Annotated in this window: 18 protein-coding genes and 1 tRNA gene; 13 read left to right on the top strand and 6 right to left on the bottom strand. The window is 70.2% G+C overall.

Annotation, left to right across the window (positions count from 1 at the left end):
• Position 1: 1 nt before the first annotated feature.
• Positions 2-319: a hypothetical protein gene (locus ACFYUV_RS09510; RefSeq protein WP_387666792.1), complete on the bottom strand. Its 318-nt coding sequence runs from the start codon at positions 317-319 to the stop codon at positions 2-4.
• Between the two features lie 86 nt (positions 320-405).
• On the opposite strand from ACFYUV_RS09510, the gene ACFYUV_RS09505 reads away from it, so the two are divergent.
• On the top strand, positions 406-4,800 hold the full coding sequence (locus tag ACFYUV_RS09505) for an FtsK/SpoIIIE domain-containing protein (protein WP_387666789.1): 4,395 nt from the start codon (positions 406-408) through the stop codon (positions 4,798-4,800).
• A 60-nt stretch (positions 4,801-4,860) separates the two neighbouring features.
• On the opposite strand, the gene ACFYUV_RS09500 is transcribed toward ACFYUV_RS09505, so the two are convergent.
• Complete coding sequence (locus ACFYUV_RS09500) at positions 4,861-5,139, bottom strand: WXG100 family type VII secretion target (RefSeq protein WP_387666786.1); 279 nt, start codon at positions 5,137-5,139, stop codon at positions 4,861-4,863.
• Between the two features lie 138 nt (positions 5,140-5,277).
• Between ACFYUV_RS09500 and ACFYUV_RS09495 the strand changes: the two genes are divergently transcribed.
• From ACFYUV_RS09495 to ACFYUV_RS09475, 5 genes are all read left to right on the top strand, one after another.
• Positions 5,278-6,846: a ricin-type beta-trefoil lectin domain protein gene (locus ACFYUV_RS09495; protein ID WP_387666783.1), complete on the top strand. Its 1,569-nt coding sequence runs from the start codon at positions 5,278-5,280 to the stop codon at positions 6,844-6,846.
• A 529-nt stretch (positions 6,847-7,375) separates the two neighbouring features.
• Positions 7,376-8,914: an OmpA family protein gene (locus tag ACFYUV_RS09490; protein WP_387666780.1), complete on the top strand. Its 1,539-nt coding sequence runs from the start codon at positions 7,376-7,378 to the stop codon at positions 8,912-8,914.
• 226 nt (positions 8,915-9,140) lie between these two features.
• Complete coding sequence (locus ACFYUV_RS09485; RefSeq protein ID WP_387667481.1) at positions 9,141-9,857, top strand: lantibiotic dehydratase; 717 nt, start codon at positions 9,141-9,143, stop codon at positions 9,855-9,857.
• Positions 9,858-10,088: 231 nt separating this feature from the next.
• Complete coding sequence (locus tag ACFYUV_RS09480) at positions 10,089-10,625, top strand: hypothetical protein (protein ID WP_387666777.1); 537 nt, start codon at positions 10,089-10,091, stop codon at positions 10,623-10,625.
• Positions 10,626-11,001: 376 nt separating this feature from the next.
• Entirely contained in the window at positions 11,002-11,208 is a 207-nt protein-coding gene (locus tag ACFYUV_RS09475; protein ID WP_387666774.1) for a DUF5708 family protein, read from the top strand.
• 254 nt (positions 11,209-11,462) lie between these two features.
• Here ACFYUV_RS09475 and ACFYUV_RS09470 read toward each other — a convergent pair.
• Positions 11,463-11,539, bottom strand: a tRNA-Pro gene (locus ACFYUV_RS09470).
• A 93-nt stretch (positions 11,540-11,632) separates the two neighbouring features.
• Here ACFYUV_RS09470 and ACFYUV_RS09465 point away from each other — a divergent pair.
• From ACFYUV_RS09465 to ACFYUV_RS09450, 4 genes are all read left to right on the top strand, one after another.
• Complete coding sequence (locus tag ACFYUV_RS09465) at positions 11,633-12,058, top strand: hypothetical protein (protein WP_387666771.1); 426 nt, start codon at positions 11,633-11,635, stop codon at positions 12,056-12,058.
• Positions 12,059-12,129: 71 nt separating this feature from the next.
• The gene (locus ACFYUV_RS09460; RefSeq protein ID WP_358293686.1) at positions 12,130-12,675 is read left to right on the top strand and encodes a hypothetical protein; all 546 of its coding nucleotides are present in this window, start codon (positions 12,130-12,132) and stop codon (positions 12,673-12,675) included.
• A gap of 6 nt (positions 12,676-12,681) precedes the next feature.
• Entirely contained in the window at positions 12,682-13,815 is a 1,134-nt protein-coding gene (locus ACFYUV_RS09455) for a hypothetical protein (RefSeq protein WP_387666768.1), read from the top strand.
• A 5-nt stretch (positions 13,816-13,820) separates the two neighbouring features.
• Positions 13,821-14,015: a hypothetical protein gene (locus tag ACFYUV_RS09450; protein ID WP_358293688.1), complete on the top strand. Its 195-nt coding sequence runs from the start codon at positions 13,821-13,823 to the stop codon at positions 14,013-14,015.
• 264 nt (positions 14,016-14,279) lie between these two features.
• Here ACFYUV_RS09450 and ACFYUV_RS09445 read toward each other — a convergent pair whose 3' ends face one another.
• The gene (locus ACFYUV_RS09445; protein WP_352330973.1) at positions 14,280-14,693 is read right to left on the bottom strand and encodes an ATP-binding protein; all 414 of its coding nucleotides are present in this window, start codon (positions 14,691-14,693) and stop codon (positions 14,280-14,282) included.
• Positions 14,694-14,730: 37 nt separating this feature from the next.
• Positions 14,731-15,504 carry a SigB/SigF/SigG family RNA polymerase sigma factor gene (locus ACFYUV_RS09440; protein ID WP_352330971.1) on the bottom strand — a complete coding sequence of 258 codons (774 nt, stop codon included), beginning with the start codon at positions 15,502-15,504 and terminating at the stop codon, positions 14,731-14,733.
• Positions 15,505-15,679: 175 nt separating this feature from the next.
• On the opposite strand from ACFYUV_RS09440, the gene ACFYUV_RS09435 reads away from it, so the two are divergent.
• On the top strand, positions 15,680-16,036 hold the full coding sequence (locus ACFYUV_RS09435) for an STAS domain-containing protein (RefSeq protein ID WP_358294288.1): 357 nt from the start codon (positions 15,680-15,682) through the stop codon (positions 16,034-16,036).
• A gap of 4 nt (positions 16,037-16,040) precedes the next feature.
• Here the strand turns inward: ACFYUV_RS09435 and ACFYUV_RS09430 are convergent, their stop codons facing one another.
• On the bottom strand, positions 16,041-16,763 hold the full coding sequence (locus ACFYUV_RS09430) for a GAF and ANTAR domain-containing protein (protein ID WP_352358114.1): 723 nt from the start codon (positions 16,761-16,763) through the stop codon (positions 16,041-16,043).
• A 58-nt stretch (positions 16,764-16,821) separates the two neighbouring features.
• Here ACFYUV_RS09430 and ACFYUV_RS09425 point away from each other — a divergent pair, with 58 nt between their 5' ends.
• Complete coding sequence (locus ACFYUV_RS09425; RefSeq protein ID WP_358293691.1) at positions 16,822-18,654, top strand: SpoIIE family protein phosphatase; 1,833 nt, start codon at positions 16,822-16,824, stop codon at positions 18,652-18,654.
• A gap of 106 nt (positions 18,655-18,760) precedes the next feature.
• Positions 18,761-19,864, top strand: a complete 1,104-nt coding sequence (locus ACFYUV_RS09420) for a glycosyltransferase (protein WP_352358118.1) — start codon at positions 18,761-18,763, stop codon at positions 19,862-19,864.
• Positions 19,865-19,936 lie beyond the last annotated feature (72 nt).

Below are 19,936 nucleotides of genomic sequence, written 5' to 3'. Positions count from 1 at the left end.
CTCATTCGCCTCCCGTCGTTCTGCGCAGATTCGCCGACATGGCCCGCAGCGCCTGGCCGAGGTAATTCACGTCCGCCGTCAGGTGCCCGGCCGTGCGCCGGAAACCGGCGGTGGCGTCATTGGCGGCCGGGGGGACGCTGTTCTCCGAAGCTGCCGCGACTCCGCGCAAAGCACTTGTCACCTCGGTCATCATTCCCGTGAGGCAGGAGTGAACGCTGGCCATCCCTTGGGCACCCGCGTCCATGTTGTCCGGTTTTCCGCCTAGAAAACCCATGCGCAGCGACCTTTCCGAATGATCATTCTCACCCCGGAGCGTCATGATAGCTGAATGATCATGACAAATCCTGAGAAAGGTGGTCGCTATGCTGCCTGCGTGGCGAAAGCGAACAATGGGCGGTGTTCCTGATGCGCCTCTCCCTCAGCGTGCTGACCGGCCGGGGGCTGCGTGACGTCGTGATCAGCGGCGACGAGAGCGCCACCGTGGGCCACCTCGTCCACGCCTTCCAGAAGCACCTCCAGGTTCCGGCGCAGGGCCTCTGGGCGGACGGCGTGCCGCTGCACCCGGACGCGCCCGTGGCCGCGGCGCTGCGGGACGGCGACGTCGTGGCCTTCAGCGCCACGGCGGCCACCGCCACCAGGAAGGGCGATCAGCCCGCCGGTGTGGCCGAGGTGCGGGTCAGCGGCGGCCCGTCCGCGGGCGGCGTGCACCGCCTGGGCTACGGGACGGCCACCGTCGGATCAGGCCGGTGGTGCACGATCACGGTCGACGACCCCGCCGCACCCGACTGCGTCGCCGACCTACGGGTGGAGGCGGGCGGCGTCATGGTGGCGCCCATGGCCGACGGCGTCACACTGGACGGCGAGCGGCTCTACGAGCCGGTCCCGTGGCCGGCCGGCGGGGTGCTCAAGGCCGGCACGACCCTCCTCACGCTGGCCGTGCCCACTCCCCCGGACGCGCACGTGAGCGTCATGCCGGAGGGCAATCTGGCCTACAACCGCCCGCCGCGCCTCAACAAGCCGGCCGTCGTGCACACCGTCGAGGTGCCCGGCCATCCGGCACGCCAGGACTACCACCGCCTCCAACTGCTGGCGAGCGTGATCTTCGGGGTGGGCGGCGTCGTCATGGCCGTCGCCCTGTCCACCCCCTGGTTCCTGCTCATGGCGCTTCTGACGCCGATCACCATGGTCGCGCAGTGGTGGAGCGACCGGCGGTACGGGCGCAGACAGTACCGCCAGGCCATGAAGGAGTACCAGGCCCGCATGACGGCCTTCGAGCAACGCCTGGAGGAGCTGCGCAGGGCCGACCAGCGGGATCGCCGGGCCGAGTTCCCCGACCCCGCCGAGGTGTTCCTGAACGCCGTCGGCCCACGGCAGCGCCTCTGGGAGCGCCGCCTGCACGACCCGGACACCCTGCATCTGCGGGTCGGGCTGGCCGACCTGCCGTCCAAGATCGAGCTTGTCCCGGAGCAGGGCGTCATGTCCGCGATGAAGGAGCAGCCGCCGGTTCCGGTGTCGCACGCGGTGCCCGTGGTGCTGCCGCTCCCCCAGGCCGGGGTCATCGGCCTCACCGGGTGGCCGGCCGCCTCCCGATCGCTGGCCCGCTGGCTGGTCGCGCAGGCGGCGGCCCTGCACAGCCCGCGCGACCTGGCGGTCGTCGTGCTCAGCGCCGACCCGCAGGGCGCGGCGAACTGGGACTGGGTCCGGTGGCTGCCGCACTGCGTGCCCCGGGAGGGCGAGGAGTGCGTGGCCCTGGTCGGCAACGACCCCGACTCGGCCGCACGGCGCATCGGCGAGCTGATCGGTAAGATCAACGCGCGCAGGGAACTCCACCGGTCGCCCGACGCCGGTGCGCTCTTCTCCTTCGGGCAAGGACCGTCCGGCGGGTACGCCAGCGCGCAGCCGTACAACGTGCTGGTGGTGCTGGACGGCGCCCGCGCGCTGCGCGGGCTGCCCGGAGTTCCGCAGATCCTGCAGCTCGGGCCGACGGTGGGGATCTACGCCCTCTGCGTGGACGACGACCAGCGGCTGCTGCCCGAGGAGTGCACGGTCGTGGCCGTCTGCGAACACGAGCGCCCCGGCCTGGTACGGCTGCGCGGCGGCGCCCAGCACGACGTGCCGCCCGAGGCCGTCGGCGACCAGGTCAGCGTGGAGTGGTGCGACCGGCTGGCCCGGGCGATCGCACCCCTGCGGGACATCGGCCGCGAGGACGCCGACTCGGTCATCCCGTCCTCGGCCCGGCTGCTGGACCTGCTCGGCCTGCCCAACCCCCGCCCCGAGCAGATCCACACCCTGTGGGAAAGGGGCCGGACGACGCGGGTGCCGATCGGCGTGGGCGCGGAGGGGGTCCACAGCGTGGACCTGCGCCTCGACGGCCCCCACGGGCTGATCGCCGGAACGACGGGCGCCGGCAAGTCGGAGCTGCTGCAGTCGCTGATCGCCTCGCTCGCGGTGCACAACCGGCCCGACGAGATGAACTTCGTGCTCATCGACTACAAGGGCGGCAGCGCGTTCAAGGACTGCGCCAAGCTGCCGCACACCGTCGGCATGGTCTCCGACCTGGACGGCCACCTCACCGAGCGGGCGCTGGAGTCTCTGGCCGCCGAGCTCAGGCGGCGCGAGCACCTGCTGCTCAGGGGGGACGCCAAGGACATCGAGGACTACAACGACTATCGCGACGCGGGCCGGCCGCTGGAGCCGATGCCCCGGCTCCTCCTGGTCATCGACGAGTTCGCGGCGATGGTGACCGAGCTGCCGGACTTCATCCTCGGCCTGGTGGACATCGCCCGCCGTGGCCGGTCGCTCGGCGTCCATCTGATCCTGGCCACGCAGCGCCCCGGCGGCGTGGTCACGCCCGACATCGCGGCCAACACCAACCTGCGGATCGCGCTGCGCGTGACGAGCAACGAGGAGTCCATGGACGTCATCGACTCCCGCAACGCCGCCGCGATCTCGAAGACCACTCCGGGACGGTGTTTCATCAGGTCAGGAGCCTCCTCGCTGCACGCGGTGCAGTCGGCCCGGATCGGCGGGAGGCGTCCGGGCCAGGGGCGGGCGGCGGCGCGGGAGGTGCGCGTCCATCCGGTCGCCTGGCAGGACCTCGGCGTCACGCTGCCCGCGGCCCCGGCGGGCGGCGACGAGGACGACGCCACCATGCTGACCGACCTCTCCGTGCTGGTGGAGGCGGTGGGCGCGGCGGCCGCGCAGCTCGGGCTCGAACGTACGCGCAGCCCGTGGCTGCCTCCGCTGCCCGAGCTCGTCACCATGTCCGAGCTGCCGCCCTCCGACGGGCGGGCGCTGCGGCTGCCGTTCGCCCTGGCCGACCTGCCGTCCCAGCAGTCGCGGCGGACCGAGTACTACGACCTCGCCGCGGCCGGGCACCTGCTCGTGGTGGGCGGCGGGCGTACCGGGCGCTCGACCGTGCTGCGCGCGATCGCCGCGTCGGCCGGCCTCCTGTGCGGCCCGGCCGACGTGCACCTGTACGGCGTGGACTGCGGCAACAACGCCCTGCTGCCCCTGGCCGGGATGCCGCACTGCGGCGCGGTCGTCGGCCGGGACTCACCCGACCGGCTGGGACGGCTGACCAAACGCCTCATGGAGACGATCGTCGAGCGCCAGCAGGCGCTGTCCGCGCAGGGCTTCGCCGACGTCACCGAACAGCGGGCCGCGGTGCGGCCGGAGGAGCGGCTGCCCTACGTCCTCGTGCTCTTCGACCGCTGGGAGGGCTTCCACGCGGCCTTCGAGTCCGTCGACCACGGCGTGCTGATCGACCAGTGGATGCAGATCTTCCAGGAGGGACCGGGCGCCGGGGTGAAGGTGGTGCTGACAGGGGACCGCAGCACACTCGTCGGGCGGATCGCCACGCTCTTCGACGACCGGCTGGTGCTCAGGCTCACCGATCCCACCGACTACACCTACGTCGGGATGAAGACCAGGGACGTTCCCGAGCACATGCCCGCCGGTCGCGCCTTCCGCGCGACGTCCGAGCTGCGGGAGGTGCAGGTCGCGCTCCTCGACCGCGATCCGGCCGGCACGGCGCAGGTCGCGGCCCTGCACCAGGTGGCGCGTACTGCGAAGGGCCGGCACGGGAGCCTGCCGCCGGGGCGGCGGCCGTTCCGCGTGGACGCGCTGCCGTCCGGCATCACGCTGGCCGAGACGCTCGCGCTGGCCGGTCAGGAGCCGCCGCCGGACGCGGTCGTGGTCGGGGTGGGCGGCGACACGCTGGGCGCGCGGTTCCTCCGTACCGGCGAGGACGGCCCGGCACTGGTGGTGGCCGGGACGCCGAAGTCGGGCCGGAGCACGGCTCTATGCACGATGTTGACGTGCCTGCTGGACAGGGGCTGGCAGGCGGTGCTCGTCACCCCGCGGCTCAGCCCCCTGCGCGAGTTGGGCGGCCGTCCGGGCGTCCGGGCCTGCTTCGGCGGTGACGCCGACGCCGAGCGCGTACGTGAGGCCGTCTCCGGACCGGGCCGCTGCGCGCTGCTGATCGACGACCTGGAGCTGCTGGGGAACTCCGGCCCGCTCGCGGACTGGATCACCGATCACGTCGGCGAGTCGCGGGACAGCGGGAACCTCGTGATCGGCGCCGGGAATGTCGACGACCTGGACAGCATGTACTCGGGCCCCGTCGTGGCCATGAAGCGGACCCGGTCGGGACTCCTGCTGCGGCCCAACCAGCCAGGCCAGGGCGACCTGTTCGGCGTCCAGCTCCCGCGCAGCGTCGCCACCGGGATCGGGCCGCCCGGCCGGGCCCTGCTGTTCAGGGGCGGCACGTGGGAACGCGTGCAGGTGGCCGTGCCCTGAGGAGCGAGGAGCGAGGAGCGGCGGGACGGCCGCCGCTCCTTCGTCCGGCGGACGTGCCGGTCAGCCGCCCCCGCCCATGGTGGCGATGAGCGCCGCCTTCTGCTTCTGGATGCCCTGCTGCGCTTCCTGCAGGTCGCGCTGGAGATTGTCGAACGTCTTCTTGTACGTCTCCCACGCCGCCTTGAACTTCTCCGCGTTGCCGCCGGACCAGACGTCGGGGATCTGCTGGACCTGGGCGTCGAGCGCCGCCTTCATCGACTGCGCCGCCTCGCCCTGCTGAACGAATGTCTTGCCCATCGTCTCAAGTGCCTCGGGGGTCGCGCCAAGCCTGGGGGGCATTTCTTGTCCCTTCCGAACCATTCGTGGTGATCGCAGCGCATAACAATAGAGGCACCCGGATCGCATTTGACGGAGATTGTCAACATTAGCCACGTCCGCCTCATTTGTTGCTAGCTTTGGGCCTCCGGAGGTTTGGCGATGATCCAGGCACTACGCGGCAACGACCCTGTCGCGATCGGCGGGTACCGGCTCGAAGGACGGCTGGGCGAGCGCGTCTTCTGCGGGCGGCGGGCGGATGGCCTCGCCGTGGCGATCCACGCGTTCCTGCCGCCCGGCGGGTACGACCTGCTGGCCCAGTTGCCGCCCTTCTGTACCGCCCGCGTGATCGAGGTGGGCAGCGTGGGCGAATGGGCGTACGTGGCCGGCGAGTTCGTGCCCGGGCCGTCCCTCGCCGAGCTGGTGTCGGTCGAAGGACCGCGTGGCGGCCACGAGCTCGACCAGGTCGCGATCAGGACGCTCACCGCGCTCGGCGCGCTGCACGGCGCCGGGATCGTCCACGGTGACCTGCACCCCGGCAACGTGATCCAGGGCCCGGAAGGCGCCACCGTGACCGGGTTCGGCCTCTCGCGCGGCGGCGCCCCGGCCTACACGGCCCCTGAGCAGGTCGCCGCGGACGAGTTCACCCCGGCGGGCGACATGTTCGCCTGGGCCTGCACCATCGTCCACGTCGCGACGGGACGCCCGCCGTTCGGCGACGGCGAGCCCGCCGCCGTCTTCGATCGGATCCTACGCGGCCAGCCGGACCTGGGGACGATGTCGGGGGCGTTACGCGATGTCGTTGCCGCCTGCCTGGCCAAGGACCCGGCTGCCCGCCCGCCCGCGCAGTACGCGCAGCAGCTGCTGATCAGCGGCACCCCGTCCGCTCCCGCTCTGGCCGCCCGTAAGCAACCACAGGTGCGGCCGCCCGCGCCCAGGAAGAAGCGCGACCTGCGGGTGCCCGTCATCTCCGGGATCGCGGTGGTGACGGTGATCGGCGTGGTCGCCGGATGGCTGCTGCTGGGCGGCCGGGACGAGCCGCCCAAGACCACGCTGCTCGCGAACAACGCGCGCCCGGCCGCCACGCCGACCCCCACACCGACCCCCACGCCCACGCCCGCTCCGGCGAGGAAGAAGCGCAAGCGGCCCACCCCGAACCCCACGGTGACGGTACAGGTCCCGGTCTATCCACAGCCGGTCCCGACCCCGACAAGGAAGAAGCGCAGGCCCGCGCCGACGCCCACGGTGACCAAGACCGTCACTCCCACCCCTACGCGTCCCGCGGAATCGCCAAAGCCCCAGGAACCGACCGTACGGCCCACCCCCGCTCCCACTCCCACGCTTGCCCAACGCGCCTCGACCGTAAGGAACCAGGCGACCGGGTTGTGCCTGGCCGTCCCCCACGGCGAAGCCGTCGCGGGCAAGGCGGTGATCCAGTGGACCTGCACGGGCGGCCCCGAGCAGCAGTGGATCCGCAAGGGCGGTCAGCTCGTCAACAATGCGTCCGGGATGTGCCTGGGCAAGGGCGAGGGCAAGCCGGGCAAGCCTGCCGTCCAGAACCCGTGCAACGGCGGCTCCGTCCAGTACTGGAGCCATCAGGGCGGCCGGCTGGTCAACGCCGCGACAGGTTTGTGCCTGGTCATCTCGCACAGCGAGGCGACACCCGGCAAGAGGGCGACCCTGTGGGGCTGCAACAGCAGCTACCGTGACCAGCAGTGGCTCATCCAATAGAAGCCGTTCGTCACGGCGGCTGATCCGTTCTCGCTCTTCCTGCTCGACGGCCCGAGATCCACTGGCCGCCATCCGTGACGCTCTTGCGCGGTGGGGCTCGGCCTGCCGGGCGGGGACGATGAGTCCGCGTTCCGGCACGACTACGGCAGTCGATCGTCTGCTCGAACCACTTCCCGAGGTCTTCCCCGACCATCCTCAGCTTTATCAGCATTGACTTATATAAGTGGAGGATGAAACTATCGGGCTGCGCACGCGTTCGACGTGCTCGGCGGCGTCGTAGGCGCCTCAGGGAGGTCGGCATCTGGCTGTGCGGGTCGACATGCCCGAGGCCGGACGCCTGACGGTGCCGTCCGCTCGCGAATCGACGGGATGGTTTGGCCGATCTGCAGGTGTGCCACTCAGGTGATCCATGGCCTGGCGGGCTGACTTGTCAGACATAGAAGATTGTGTCGGTATGCACCTTTTGCGAGCGACCGTTCTTGTGCTCACAGCGACGCTGACCTGCGCATGCGGGCCGAAGGATCAGCCGGTGCGCGACATCCCGCCGGCCGCGGCCTCCAGCACCAGCCCCTCGGTGCCGCCCTCCGCCCCGGCTACGGCGGAGGCGGGCTACGTGAGCGAGGGCATGGCCGGTTTCTACATCGCCACCCCCTTCAAGATCGAGGTGCGGGCCATCGAGCGGCACGCCAAGCTGACCGTGCTACGCATGGACATCATGACCACGGCGACCACCGACACCGCCGGCGACTTCGGCTACGGCACCATGCCGACCTCCTTCGCCAGGTTCAGGTTGTTCGACCCGATCGGCAGGAAGGTCTACTTCACCCTGCGGGAGAACGACCACAACGGCGACGCCTTCGGCACCAGGCACCGCATCGCCACTGCCGACTATCCCGACGACTTCGTGCCAGGCGTGCGCTACCCGGTGGAGGTCTACTTCCCGCCGCTTGCCGCCGCCGCCAGGACGATGTCGATCGTGCCCGACATGCCGATGGGCCCGATGACCGGCATCCCGGTCACCGACGGCGGCGCCGAGCCGACCGCCCGCGAGCGCAGTTCCTCCGAACTGCCGAAGACCGGCGACACGTTCCAGTGGCCCGTCGTCGTACCGGACGGCGAGATCTGGTCAGCCGTCTCCGACGTGAACGAACTCGTGGAGACACCGGTGAAGACCACTACCCAGGCGGGCGACACGGAGACGATCGGCCTGCGCACCGACGTCCTGTTCGCCTTCGACAAGGCACGGCTGAGCACGAAAGCGGCGGCCGTACTCGACGACGTAGTCGAAGAGACCAGGCGACGGGCCGACCCCGCCAAACCGCCCATCACGATCACCGGCCACACCGACGACAAGGGCTCCGACGACTACAACCAGAACCTGTCGGTCGAACGAGCCGAGGCGGTGCAGAAGTATCTCGCCGCCAGGCTCGGCAACGACTACCAGTACCGACCGGAAGGCAAGGGCGAGAGCGAGCCGATCGCCAAGAACCAGAAGCAGGACGGCAGCGACAATCCGGCAGGACGGGCCAGGAACCGCCGCGTAGAGATCTCCTACTCCATCAGGCAACAGGGCCCGGACGTGGCCACCACCACAAGCCCCTCCCCCGACCGAGTACGCGGCTCCACGGGAGCGGCGGCCCCCTTCCGCGCCGACCCAGGAGCGCGGGTGGCCGGTTTCACCTGGTCGTTCCGCAGCCAAGCGGACAAACTCAACGTGGACGTGCTGCCGCTCTATCGTGACGGCGCCTACGTGGTGGCCTCCTTCGACATCACCAAGACCACCGATGGCATGTTCATCCCGTTACCCGCTCCTTTCTCCGGGTGGGATCACGAGTTCTCCGCCGGCTCCGATTTCGGCGCCTTCATCCTCGTCGATCCCGTCACCAAGGCGCGTTACCACCCGCTCAAGATGTCCACGGAGTTCGTCGAGAACTACGTGCCCGTCCTGGACGCAGGCGAGACCAGCAGGGCCTACGTCTACTATCCCGCCCCGCCGGACGATCGCACGAGCATCACGCTGGAGGTGGCCAACGGAGGCGTCTACCCGGCGGTCCCCATCGGACGCTGACCGGCCGGGAGGCCGGGACAGGACCGCGAGCGGGACTCCGACCAGCCGTCGCGCTCCCGGTCAGGGCGGCGCGCCGGTCGTGGATGGACGCCCATGACCTGCTCGCCCCGCTGTCACCGATCAACGCGCCAACCTCGATCGTGTACGGCGACCAGCATCCGGTCCATCCGCTCGGCCACGGCGAAGCCCTGGCTGCCGCGATTCCCCGAGCGATACTGCACGCTGCATCGACGGCGTCCCATCGCACGCCGTCAAAGGAACGCCGTTCGAAGCGGCCGACCAGCATGCGGCCGACCTGGACCCAGCCATCTGCGTCAACGCGATCGGTACGCAGCACGGCCGTTCCTGGCACCTGTTCCCGCGCTTCGGCATGGCGCATGCCGTCCTGCCCACGGTCGAGCCCGGCGCGGAACCGGCCCAGTTGTCGTTCCACCCGTGCCGCGTCCCGGCCGACCTGCTCACCCGCACCCCACAGGTGCTGCCGCGCCTGGTCAGCGTCGGGGAGTTCCGGCCTCCCGGCAAAGGGGTGCTGCTCCTGGGCGAAGTGGCGGTCGACGTGCGGAACGGCCGCCTCTACCTGGCCGAGGTAGGCCCTGAGGCGGTCGAGCTCAGCCATCTGAGCCGGCTGGTCAGACGGCGATGGAATGCGAGCCGTATGGCACATCCGAACTCCAGACCAATGGCCCCAACCTCCCATCGCTTTCTTGGTTGGTGCACCGGCGCCGGACCGAGCTGGCGGACCGGGCGGGCCGCCAGCTCACCGCCCCTGGCCCTCCTGCAGGACGAGACCTTGTTCGGCGATCTCCGCCCACCAGCCCGCCTTCACCGAACCCTACGGCCGGGCACTCGACAGCCTGCACAGATTCGGGGCCCGTGCCACCGTCGCGCAGCGGGCAGCGGGCAGCGGGCAGCGGGCAGCGGGCAGCGGGCAGCCAAGCTGTAACACCGCACACTCACGCCATCCAGGACAACACACCACAACACGCCGATCCGCCTCCGGACCCCTGAGCATCTCCCCCACGCTGAGCACATGCGTGAACACCGCCGTCACCCCCGCCTCTCCGCTCGAACCACCAGGCGACTCGCCACGCGCCGCCGGACTGGTCGGCCTCTGCGTCGCAGACTCACCTCCATCCAGCTCTGGATGGGCGTCGCGGGGATCATCGGGAGTCTCATGTCGGTGCCCGCGTTCATCGTCTCCATGAACGCGCTGCGCGTCAGCGAGCAGCAGCGATCGGAGGTTCAGCAGGCGAGACTGGCTTCTGAGCGGGCTGGCCGGCGCGATTTCGCCCTGCGCGTCACCGTGGAACCGGGCGAAGTAGACATCGCCACCCCGCTCATGACCGGCGGCACGATCACGGTCAAGAACGGGAACGCCCTGCCGACCACGATCCAGGTCCATATCGTGCTGTCCCACGACGAGAAGGCGCAACATCCGGTGCAGTACGCCACCTTCGACGCTCCCGCGTGCAGCCAGGTCGACTACCACATGCAGCGCGACGAGGAGCGCGTACGGGCCTTCACCAGGGCCGACGGCTGGACCACGCTCGTCGTCATCGTCAACCCGCTCGACCCGGACTCCCGCTTCTGGTCGGCCGGGCTCGGGGCGGAACCGGTCACGACGGATGAGGTGACGAGGTTGAGCGCGGCGGACTCCCTCTCCATCAGCGACTTCATCCCCACGAGCCGCTACCTCCCCACCTGCGTATGAACCCCACCGGACATGACGGCTGAGCGCATGGGCGACGTCCGGCCTGTCATCCAGCCGCTCACGCCCTGGATGCCGGAACCGCCGCTGGGCTGCGGCAGAAGCGGTTCGATCACCGCCCACAACTCGTCGCTGACCTCCCACGGCTTCAGCTCGGCCACCCGCGCCCCTCTCTCGGCTACAGCGAGAGAGCAAAGCACAACAGAGATCATTCTGTTAGGCGTTCTAAGGACCACTTCGAGGTTGGGATCGCGGGGCGGGGTGGTGTCAGTCAAAGGATGTAGTCCGATTTCCTCAACTGGCAGGAAGCCGCGCGAAGAGGGCCTGAATAGGCTGTTTCGAAGACACCGCCCGCCCAACCCTCTCGAAAGGATCGTTTATGGCCTCCGTCCGTAAAACGCTACTCACTGGCTCGATCACCTTCGTGGTGGGACTGGCGCTTTGGCTGTTCGGACCGGATGGGGAGATCTTCATCTTCACACCGTCCAAGGTCGGCTTGGTCCTCATGGTCATCGGAGGCCTGGAGACCCTGTATGGCGTCTACAAGAGCGTGCGTGGCAAGTACGTGGAGCGCACCTGGTACTAATCCGCAGGCACCGAGTTCGAGCCCCTGCTTCCTGCCACTAATTCCGCCCGACCTGCGGCTTATCTGAGCGGTGAGAATGGCCGGGGCCATGCTCGTCACACGATCTTCCGCTATCGGAAGCAGATCCGGCCGTACTCCTACAAGGAGCTGCGGCGATGGATGAGATCTTCGCCCGGTAGTCACTCAGTTAGTCACTCACCAATGCGTAAGGGTGCCACCCATTCGAGTGACACCCTTACCGACCAGCTAAAACCTGGTCGGGACGACAGGATTTGAACCTGCGACCCCTTGACCCCCAGTCAAGTGCGCTACCAAGCTGCGCTACGTCCCGGTTGTGTCGGCCGCCCCCTGCGGGGCGGGACGTCATAACCTTAGCGCACATCGGAGGTAGGCGCGTACACGGAAAGCGGGAGCGGAGGGCGTGGTGGGGCGGAGGCCTAGCGTTGATCGGGCGGAGCTGGCGCGGCTGGTGGCCGGCGGGATGAGCGTGCAGGAGCTGGCCGCTCATTTCGGGGTGTCCGAGTCGGGGGTGCTCCAGGCCAAGCGGGCCGCCGGGCTGGCCAAGCCGATGCTCGACCACAGTGCCGCCGTACCGTGGAAGCTGGCGCGCGTGCACGCGCAGTCCGGGCCGGCCACCAATCTGCGGAACCTGTCGGCGGCGGCGCAGGGGAAGCCGCCGGCGGCGGAGCGGTTGAACACGGCGCTGCGGTGGGCGCAGCGGCTCGTGGACGCGGAGCTGGACGTCCGGTACGACGCGGCTGAGGGGTTCAGTGAGGTTCCGGCGTCACCTGCGGGCTCGCACGTCGCGACGGTGCTGGAGGCCGCCAGGAGAGGGCTTGCAGCTCACTGAGCACGCGAGTTTCGACGGCCTTGATCGTGGGCAGTCGCAGGTCTCATTACAGAGACCGGAGGCGAACATCAATGACCACCTTGATCTGGGTGGCCGTCGTCGTGGTCGCGGTGGTGGCGCTCGCCGCAGTGGGCTATGTCGTGCTACAGCAGCAACGCCGCAGCCGTCTCCGCGAACGTTTCGGCCCTGAGTACGAGCGTACGGTGGCCGAGAGTGACAACCGGCGTGAGGCCGAGCGGGAGCTCATCGCCCGCGAGCAGCGCCATTCCGAGCTCGACATCCGGCCGCTGCCGGAGGAGACGCGCGACGCGTACGCCAACCGGTGGACCGAGGTCCAGGAGCGTTTCGTCGACGCCCCCGGGTTCGCGGTGACCGAGGCGGATCAGCTCGTCACCTCGGTGATGGCGGACCGCGGCTACCCCACGGACGACTTCGAGCAGCGGCTGTCCGATCTGTCGGTCGGGCACGCGGCCACTCTCGACCACTACAGGACGGCCCACGAGATCAGCGGGCGGGCGGCCAGGAAGGAAGCCTCGACCGAGGAGCTCCGGCAGGCCATGGTTCATTACCGCGCGTTGTTCGAGGAACTGCTGCACGAGACCACGCGAGGGCGGTGAACGTAGATGAGCAGCAGCAGGAGAAGTGAGGACGAGCTCAAGGTCCCGTCGCAGCGGTCGGACGAGGCCGGCAGGGACGGCGAGCACCGGGACCTCACCGACGGGTCCGGCGACCGTTACGACGACACCACCGGGCGGCACGACGGCGGCTACCCGAACGACGCCGGTCACACTTCGGCGAGCCACGGGTACGCCCCCGCGGTCCCCGACCGGGATCATGACGACGAGCCGTCCTACAAGGACCCCTACGCGAGCACCGGCGACGCCGGCGACCTGCCGACCGAGCCGCACCGCGAGACCCCTCTGGGACACGGTGCCGATCACCGCTCCCCCGACCCCGACCCCGCTCACGCCGGCGTCCCCGCCGACGAGACGCCCGGGCACGAGACCTCCCGGGACGTGCTGTCCGGCCCCGGGGCACGCCACGACGACCGGTCCGACGACGTGCTCGTGCACAGCGACCGGTCCGATGATGTGCTGGTCCAAAGTGACCGGTCCGATGATGTGCTGGTGCACGGCGACCCGTCCGAGGACAGGTCGGTGCGCGGCGACCGGCCCCACGACGAACTGGCCCATGACGGGCGAGCCCAGGACGACGACGTCCTGGTGCACGGCGAGCGGGACGACGACGATCTGGCGCGTGACAACCTGACCCCAGCTGGGGCGGCCCGCGACGGGCTGGCGGCCCACAGCGGTCTCACCGACCACCGTCGCACCGACGGTGAGTTCGGCGAGGGCGGGCGGCCGGTCGAGGGGGCTCCCCTAGAAGGGGCGCCCGTCCAGGGAGCGCCCGTCGAGGGCGCTCCGGTCGATGACGTCCCCTCGCACGCGGCTCCTCTGGAGGTCGCCCTGTTCGACCAGGACCCCGCCGAGGTGCAGGCCCGCTGGCGGGACGTCCAGGCGTCCTTCGTGGACGACCCCGCCGAGGCGATCCAGCGCGCGGACGGCCTGGTCGGCGAGGTGGTGGAGTCGCTGACCAACTCCCTCACCAGCCGCACCGGCGCTCTGCGCGAACGCTGGAAGGACGTCGACTCCCCCGACACCGAGGACCTGCGTCAGGCGTTCCGCGACTACCGCAACGTCCTGGAGCGGCTGCTCGCGCTGTCCACGCACAATCTGTCCGCTGAAACGAGGAGGTGATCGGCATGCTCGCAGTCGTCGCAGCGATCATCTTCGGGTTGGGCTTCCTGCTCGACCTCGTGGGTGTGAAGATCGGCGGGATCTCCGGCATGACGTTCGTCCTGCTGGGGCTGACCTTGCTGGCCCTGCATCAGGCAGGCGTCGGCACGGCGAGCATCCGCGGCGGGACCGGCCACTGGCGCGGCCGCAGCCGCCGCTGAGCAGGCTACCGACCAGCCGCCGACCCAGGCGCTGAGCAGCCGCTGAGCAGCCGCTGAACGCCGGTCAGGGTGGGAGGCCGACTGGCCTCCCACCCGAACCACCTCAAACACCACAAAGAACTAAATAGCGCTAAATATCCAGACAAATCGCTATACACCCGGGCCAGCACGACGTGAAGAAGAGTCGACCTCAAGATCGGCGAAGATCGACGAAGACAGGCCCAGCGCATCCGGGCCAGGCGCCGAAGCCGGCTTCCCCGAGGATCACCCCTTACCGGGAAACCTCATGATCACGGTGCTCCCCCCGCTCCCCACCCGCAACGTGAAATCAGAGGACAGCAGCCGCGCCACCCACAACCCCATCCCCCCCACCGCCCCCGGCAGCGGCCCCGGCTTCCAGAAGCCCTCGTCGTGCACCTCGACCACCAGGTCCCCGCTGATCACCCAGGTCCGCATGGCCGCCCGGTCGGCCCCGTGCGTGACCGCGTTGGTCGCCACCTCGTTGACCGCGATGACGAAGTCGCCGACCGCCTCCTCGGGCATCCCCACGGCACGGGCCTCGTCCTCGGCGAACTGCCGGACCTCCGGCAGATCCGGCAGGCGGAAGCGCAGCTCCTTCACGGGCACGCCGGGTGGCGGGCTCGTGTAGCCCGACTGAGGCTCGACGTCCTCGTTCACCCGGCGACTCGCCTTTCTCTCACCAGCCGGCCAGCGGCTAACCGACCAGCAGCTCACTGCGGAGCTGGTCGAGTACCTTACGGAGAATCCGTGAGACGTGCATCTGCGAGATGCCGAACTCGGCGGCGATCTCGGCCTGCGTCATGTTGCCGAAGAAGCGCAGCAGCAGGATGTGCTTCTCGCGGCTGGGCAGCGCGTCGATGAGCGGCTTGACGGCCTCGCGGTCGACCATGGTGCTCAGCGTGTCGTCGTCCTCGGGGATGACGTCGCCGAGCGAGGCCGCGTCGTCGTCGGTGCCGAGCGGCGCGTCGAGCGACAGCGTGCTGTACGCGGCCGAGGCGTCGAGGGTGAGCAGGACGTCCTCCTCCGAGATGTTCATCTTCGCGGCCAGCTCGGCCACGGTCGGGGACCTGCCGAGGTCCTGGCTGAGGTCGGCGACGAGCCGGTTGAGCTCGGACCGTCGCTCCTGGTAGAGACGCGGGACCCGGATGGCCCAGGTGCGGTCGCGGAAGTGCCGCTTGACCTCACCGGTCATCGTGACGACCGCGTAGCCCCTGAAGGCGTGGCCGAGGGTCGGGTCGAAGCCGTTGACGGCCTTCATCAGGCCGACGTACGCGGCCTGGAGGAGGTCCTCCAGAGGTTCGCCCCGGTATCGGTAACGCCTGGCGATCTCCATGGCCAGCGGCCGGTGCATCTCCACGATGCGCTCGCGCAGCCGCTCCCTGTGGCTGTCGGGTGTGTCTTCCCTGACCATCTCAGCCAGGAGTTCTTCCGCGGTCATCTCCTCGAGGACGTACTCCTGCACAGCCATCGCTGCTCCTCATATGGGTCGCAGGGCGGCCTCCGCCAGCAGAAAAGCCCAGGCAGAGGCACGCCTCGCTCTACTCTCGAGACGGAAGCCCTCTGCTGGACTTCGGTCCCAGTCTCCCCCCTGCCGCGGGAAGTATTCCTCGGTCGCGTGGTGACAGTAGGGTTGCTTCGTGACAATGCCCGAAAACGGCGAGGGGCCCGTGGCCGCCCTGAGCCTGACGTCATCGCCCGTCGGCGAGATCACCGTCGTCAAGGTCGACGGTGTGCTCGACGCCACGACGCGTGAGCAGTTCGCCGACTACCTGTCGCTGGCCGGAGCCGACCTGATACTCGATCTGGCCGGGGTGACGTTCATGGATTCGCGGGCACTCGGGCTGATCGTCCATCACTGGCAGACGAGTCTGGCCTCACGTGCGAAGTTCGCGCTGGTCGGCGTGGAGTACTCCAAGTCGAAGGTGATGTGGATCACCGGGCTGGCCCAGCGTCTGCCGCTGTACGACACGCTCGACGACGCCCTGGCCGCCATCGGCTGAGGCCCTATGAGCGACGCGTCGACTTGCGCTGGTGCTCCTCCACCAGCAGCCTGGCCAGATCGGCCACCTTGACCTGATGGTGCTGCGAGATCCTGCGCAGCTCCTCGAAGGCGGCCTCGGCCGTGCATCCGCTGGTCTGCATGATGATGCCCTTGGCCTGGTCGATGACCGACCGGCCGGCCAGGGCCTCCTGGAGCTGGGCGGCGTCGGTGCGCACCTCCTCGAACTCCCACATGTTCGCCATGGCCACCCCGACCTGCTCGGTCAGCATGTCGGCCAGCGAGTGGGCGGCCTGCGGGGAGAAGGCACCCGGCCGCACGGAGTAGAGTCCGACGATGAGCTGCGCCGGCGCCACCTCGATGGGCACGATCAGTACCGAACGCACCCCCCAGCGGGTCGCCAGTGCGTTGTAGCGGGGCCAGCGGCTGTCGCTCAGCACGTCGCTCACGCTCGCGCGGGCGCCGCTCTGGCGGGCCTCCAGAGAGGGTCCCTCACCGAGTTCGCGTTCGCCCTCGACCAGCATGATCAGCTCGCTGTGCGAGCCGGAGACCAGCACCCGCTGGTCGCGCCAGTGTTCGGCCGAGCCGCCCGAGCACCCGGGCACACCGGCCGCCAGCGCCGTGGTCAGGCCGCGCAACACGCTCTCCGTGGAGGTGTCCTCACCCAGTCGCCCCAGCGCCGCCAGGTCTCGGGCGAGCCCGGGAGTGATCATCGCGGTCGATTCCATAGCAAGAAGCCCCTACCCCTTATGGCTACCGTTATCCCCGGTGGCGTAGCGTCAAAGGATGACCATGCCGGACCTCGAACACGCTCTGGACGCGCTGGCGGGACGCGTGTCGTCCTTGCGTGAGGCGAGGACCGCCTACCCTACCGACCTCGCGCCCACGCTCGACGCGGCCCTGGCCGAACTGGACACCGCCGCCGAGTTGCTCGCCGAGGCGCGCGAGGCGCTGCGCAAGGCGCCCAAGCGCGCCGCGAGCAAGAAGGACGGCACCCAGCGGGAGCTGAAGCTGCTGCGCCAGGTGTTCCGGGCCTTCCCGGTGCCGGTGATCGTGCTCGACGGCGGCGGGGTGGTCCGGCGGATCAACCCGGAGACCTCGCGGGTGCTCGGCAGCCCCGACGGCTACCTGGTGGGGCGGTCGTTCCCGCTGCTGGTGGACGTCTCCAGGCGGGCGGCGTTCCGCTCGCACCTGAACTCGGTGCTGCAGACCGGGCAGCCGTCGGCGTTCGAGACGCGGCTGGCGCACCAGGGGCGGACGCACACCGTGCAGCTCGCGCTGACGCGGGTGACGATGCCGGGCGAGCCGCAGCAGATGGTGGCGGCCGTGGCGCTGCCCACCGAGGTGCAGCTCCCCGAGCCCGGGGGGCGGCGGCCCGAGCAGTCCGACGGGGCGCTGCTGCTGGCCGCGTCCAAACGGCAGGACCTGCTGGCCAGGGTCGGCGGGCTGCTGCTGGACGAGGAGGCGCTGCTGCGCCCGGTGGCGCTGCCGCGCACGACGCGCCTGCTGGCGGCCGAGTGGGCCGACTGGGTGATCGCCGACCTGGTGCGCGACGGGCTGCCGCGGCGTTCGGTGGTGGTGGCGCCGAAGAACCATCCGCTGGGCGACCTGGTGCGGCTGGTGGAGTCGGCCGACCCGGCCGGCAGCCAGGTGGTGATGCAGGTGCTGGAGCGCGGCTCGGGCGTGGTGCACGAGATGGTCGACGACGAGTCGCTGCTCGGCTTCACCGCCGACGGGCCGCTGCTGACCGCGATGGGCGCCGGCTCGCTGCTGTCGGTGCCGATCGGGCAGTCCGACGGCGTGCTGACGCTGGTGCGCACGCACGACCGGCCGCCGTTCTCGCTGGCCGACCTGGGCGTGCTGCAGGACGTCGGGATGCAGCTCGGCCTGGCCGTGCGCGCCCAGTCGAGCTTCCAGAGCCGTTCGCGGGCCGCCGACGCGCTGTCGGCCAGCGTGGCCCCGCGCAACCTGCCCGACGTGCCCGGCTACGAGGCGTCGGCGGTCTACCATCCGGGTGCGTCGGTGGGCGCGGAGTTCTACGACGTGTTCCCGGTCGCGGGCGGCTGGGGGTTCGCCCTGGGCGGCGCGGCGGGCAAGGGCGAGGAGGCGGCCTCGGTCAGCGCCATGGTGCGCGGCGGGCTGCGGGTGCTCAGCACCTGGGAGTCCCATCCCGACCTGGTGATGCGCAAGGTCAACGAGGCTCTGGTGGCGCAGGGCACGGGCATGTTCGTCATGGCCGTGGTGGGCTTCGTCAAGGGCCGGACGATCCAGCTCTCCTCGGCCGGTCACCATCCGGCGGCGCTGCTGCAGCCCGACGGCAACGTGCGCTTCGCGGCGGGCGGCGGCGTGCCGATGGGCATCTCCCCCGAGGCCGAGACGGGCGTGCAGGAGCTGACCGTCTCCGTCGGGGAGACGCTGGTGCTCTACTCCGAGGGCCTGATCTCCTCCAGGAACGACGCCGGCGAGCCGTACGGCGAGGAGCGGCTGGCCGACGTGCTGGGCCGTTGCGCGGGCCAGTCACCGGCCACCGTGGTCAAGGCCGTGGAGGCCGACCGGCACGCCTTCTCGGGCGGCCAGGTGTGGGACGAGATCGTCGTCCTGGCCCTCAAGGGTGTCTGATCTGCGGGGGTTTGCTATCCGGCTAAACATGGGTATTGTCTTTCCGTAGAACAACGTGCCTAAGACGCAGGCACACCTTGAAGGCTTTTCCACGCTGAGGTGTGCCATGAATATTGCGATCGTCGCGTCCGCCAAGGGAAACCAGCGCCACCGTATCCTCTCCGTAGCGCGCGAGCTGGGCCGCGAACACCACGTCACCATCTACTCCCGCCGTGACGACGCCGAGGGCAAGCCCAAGACGCGGGTGGCCCCGGGGGTCACTCTGGAGCAGATCGACGTGGGCCCGGCCAAGGACCTCACGCCCGAGGACGTCGTGCCGTACCTGAACGACGTGGGCGAGCACCTCATGAAGCGCTGGAACCAGGAGCGCCCGGACGTGATCCACGCCCACTCGTGGACCGGGGGGCTCGCCGCCGTGGCGGGCGCCAAGGGGTTGGACGTCCCGGTCATGCAGACCTTCCACACCGTGGACGCCGCGCACCAGAAGCTGGAGCGGGCGCTCGGACGCCGGGCCAAGGCGGTCATCGCCGGCTCGGGCGACGAGGAGTCGGCGTTGATCAGGCTGGGCGTGCCGCGCGGGAACATCGCGATCGTGCCGCACGGCGTGGACACCGAGCGTTTCCAGCGGCGCGGGGCGATCGCCACCAAGGGCGCCCGCAAGCGGCTGCTGCACGTCGGCCCGCTGTCCCCCGAGCGCGGGGCGTACACGGCGGTGCGGGCGTTGCAGGGGCTGACGGACGTCGAGCTGGTCATCGCCGGCGGCCCCGAGCCCGAGGAACTGGACGACGACAGGGACGCGCGCCGGCTGCGCGCCCTGGCCGAGCAGCTCGGCGTCGCCGACCGGGTGACGCTGCTGGGGCAGGTCAAGCGGGCCTCGGTGCCGAAGCTCATGCGCAGCGCGGACGCCGTGGTGTCGGTGCCGCGCGAGGCCGCGACGGGCGTCGTCGCGCTGGAGGCCATGGCCTGCGGCGTGCCGGTGATCGCCTCGGCCGTGGGCGCCCACCTCGACTCCGTGATCGACGGCGTGACCGGCCTGCTGGTCCCGCCGGACCGGCCGGCGCGCACCGCGCGGCTGGCCCGCGAGATCCTGTGCGACCCGACGCTGCGCACCGCGCTCGGGTACGCCGGCGCCGACCGGGCGCGCTCGCGCTACTCCTGGGAGCGCGTGAGCCAGGAACTGGTCCGCGTCTACGAGTCGGCCTGCGCCTGACGGAGACCGTGACGGAGACCACGCGGGAGGCGGGCGGCGGAAGCCGTCCGCCTTCCGCCGTTCCCAGGCGTG

It is taken from the genome of Nonomuraea sp. NPDC003560 (assembly GCF_042878785.1).
Lineage (GTDB): Bacteria > Actinomycetota > Actinomycetes > Streptosporangiales > Streptosporangiaceae > Nonomuraea.
The sequence above is the reverse complement of the archived record's forward strand: the minus strand, read 5'-3'. Positions and strand labels throughout refer to the sequence as shown.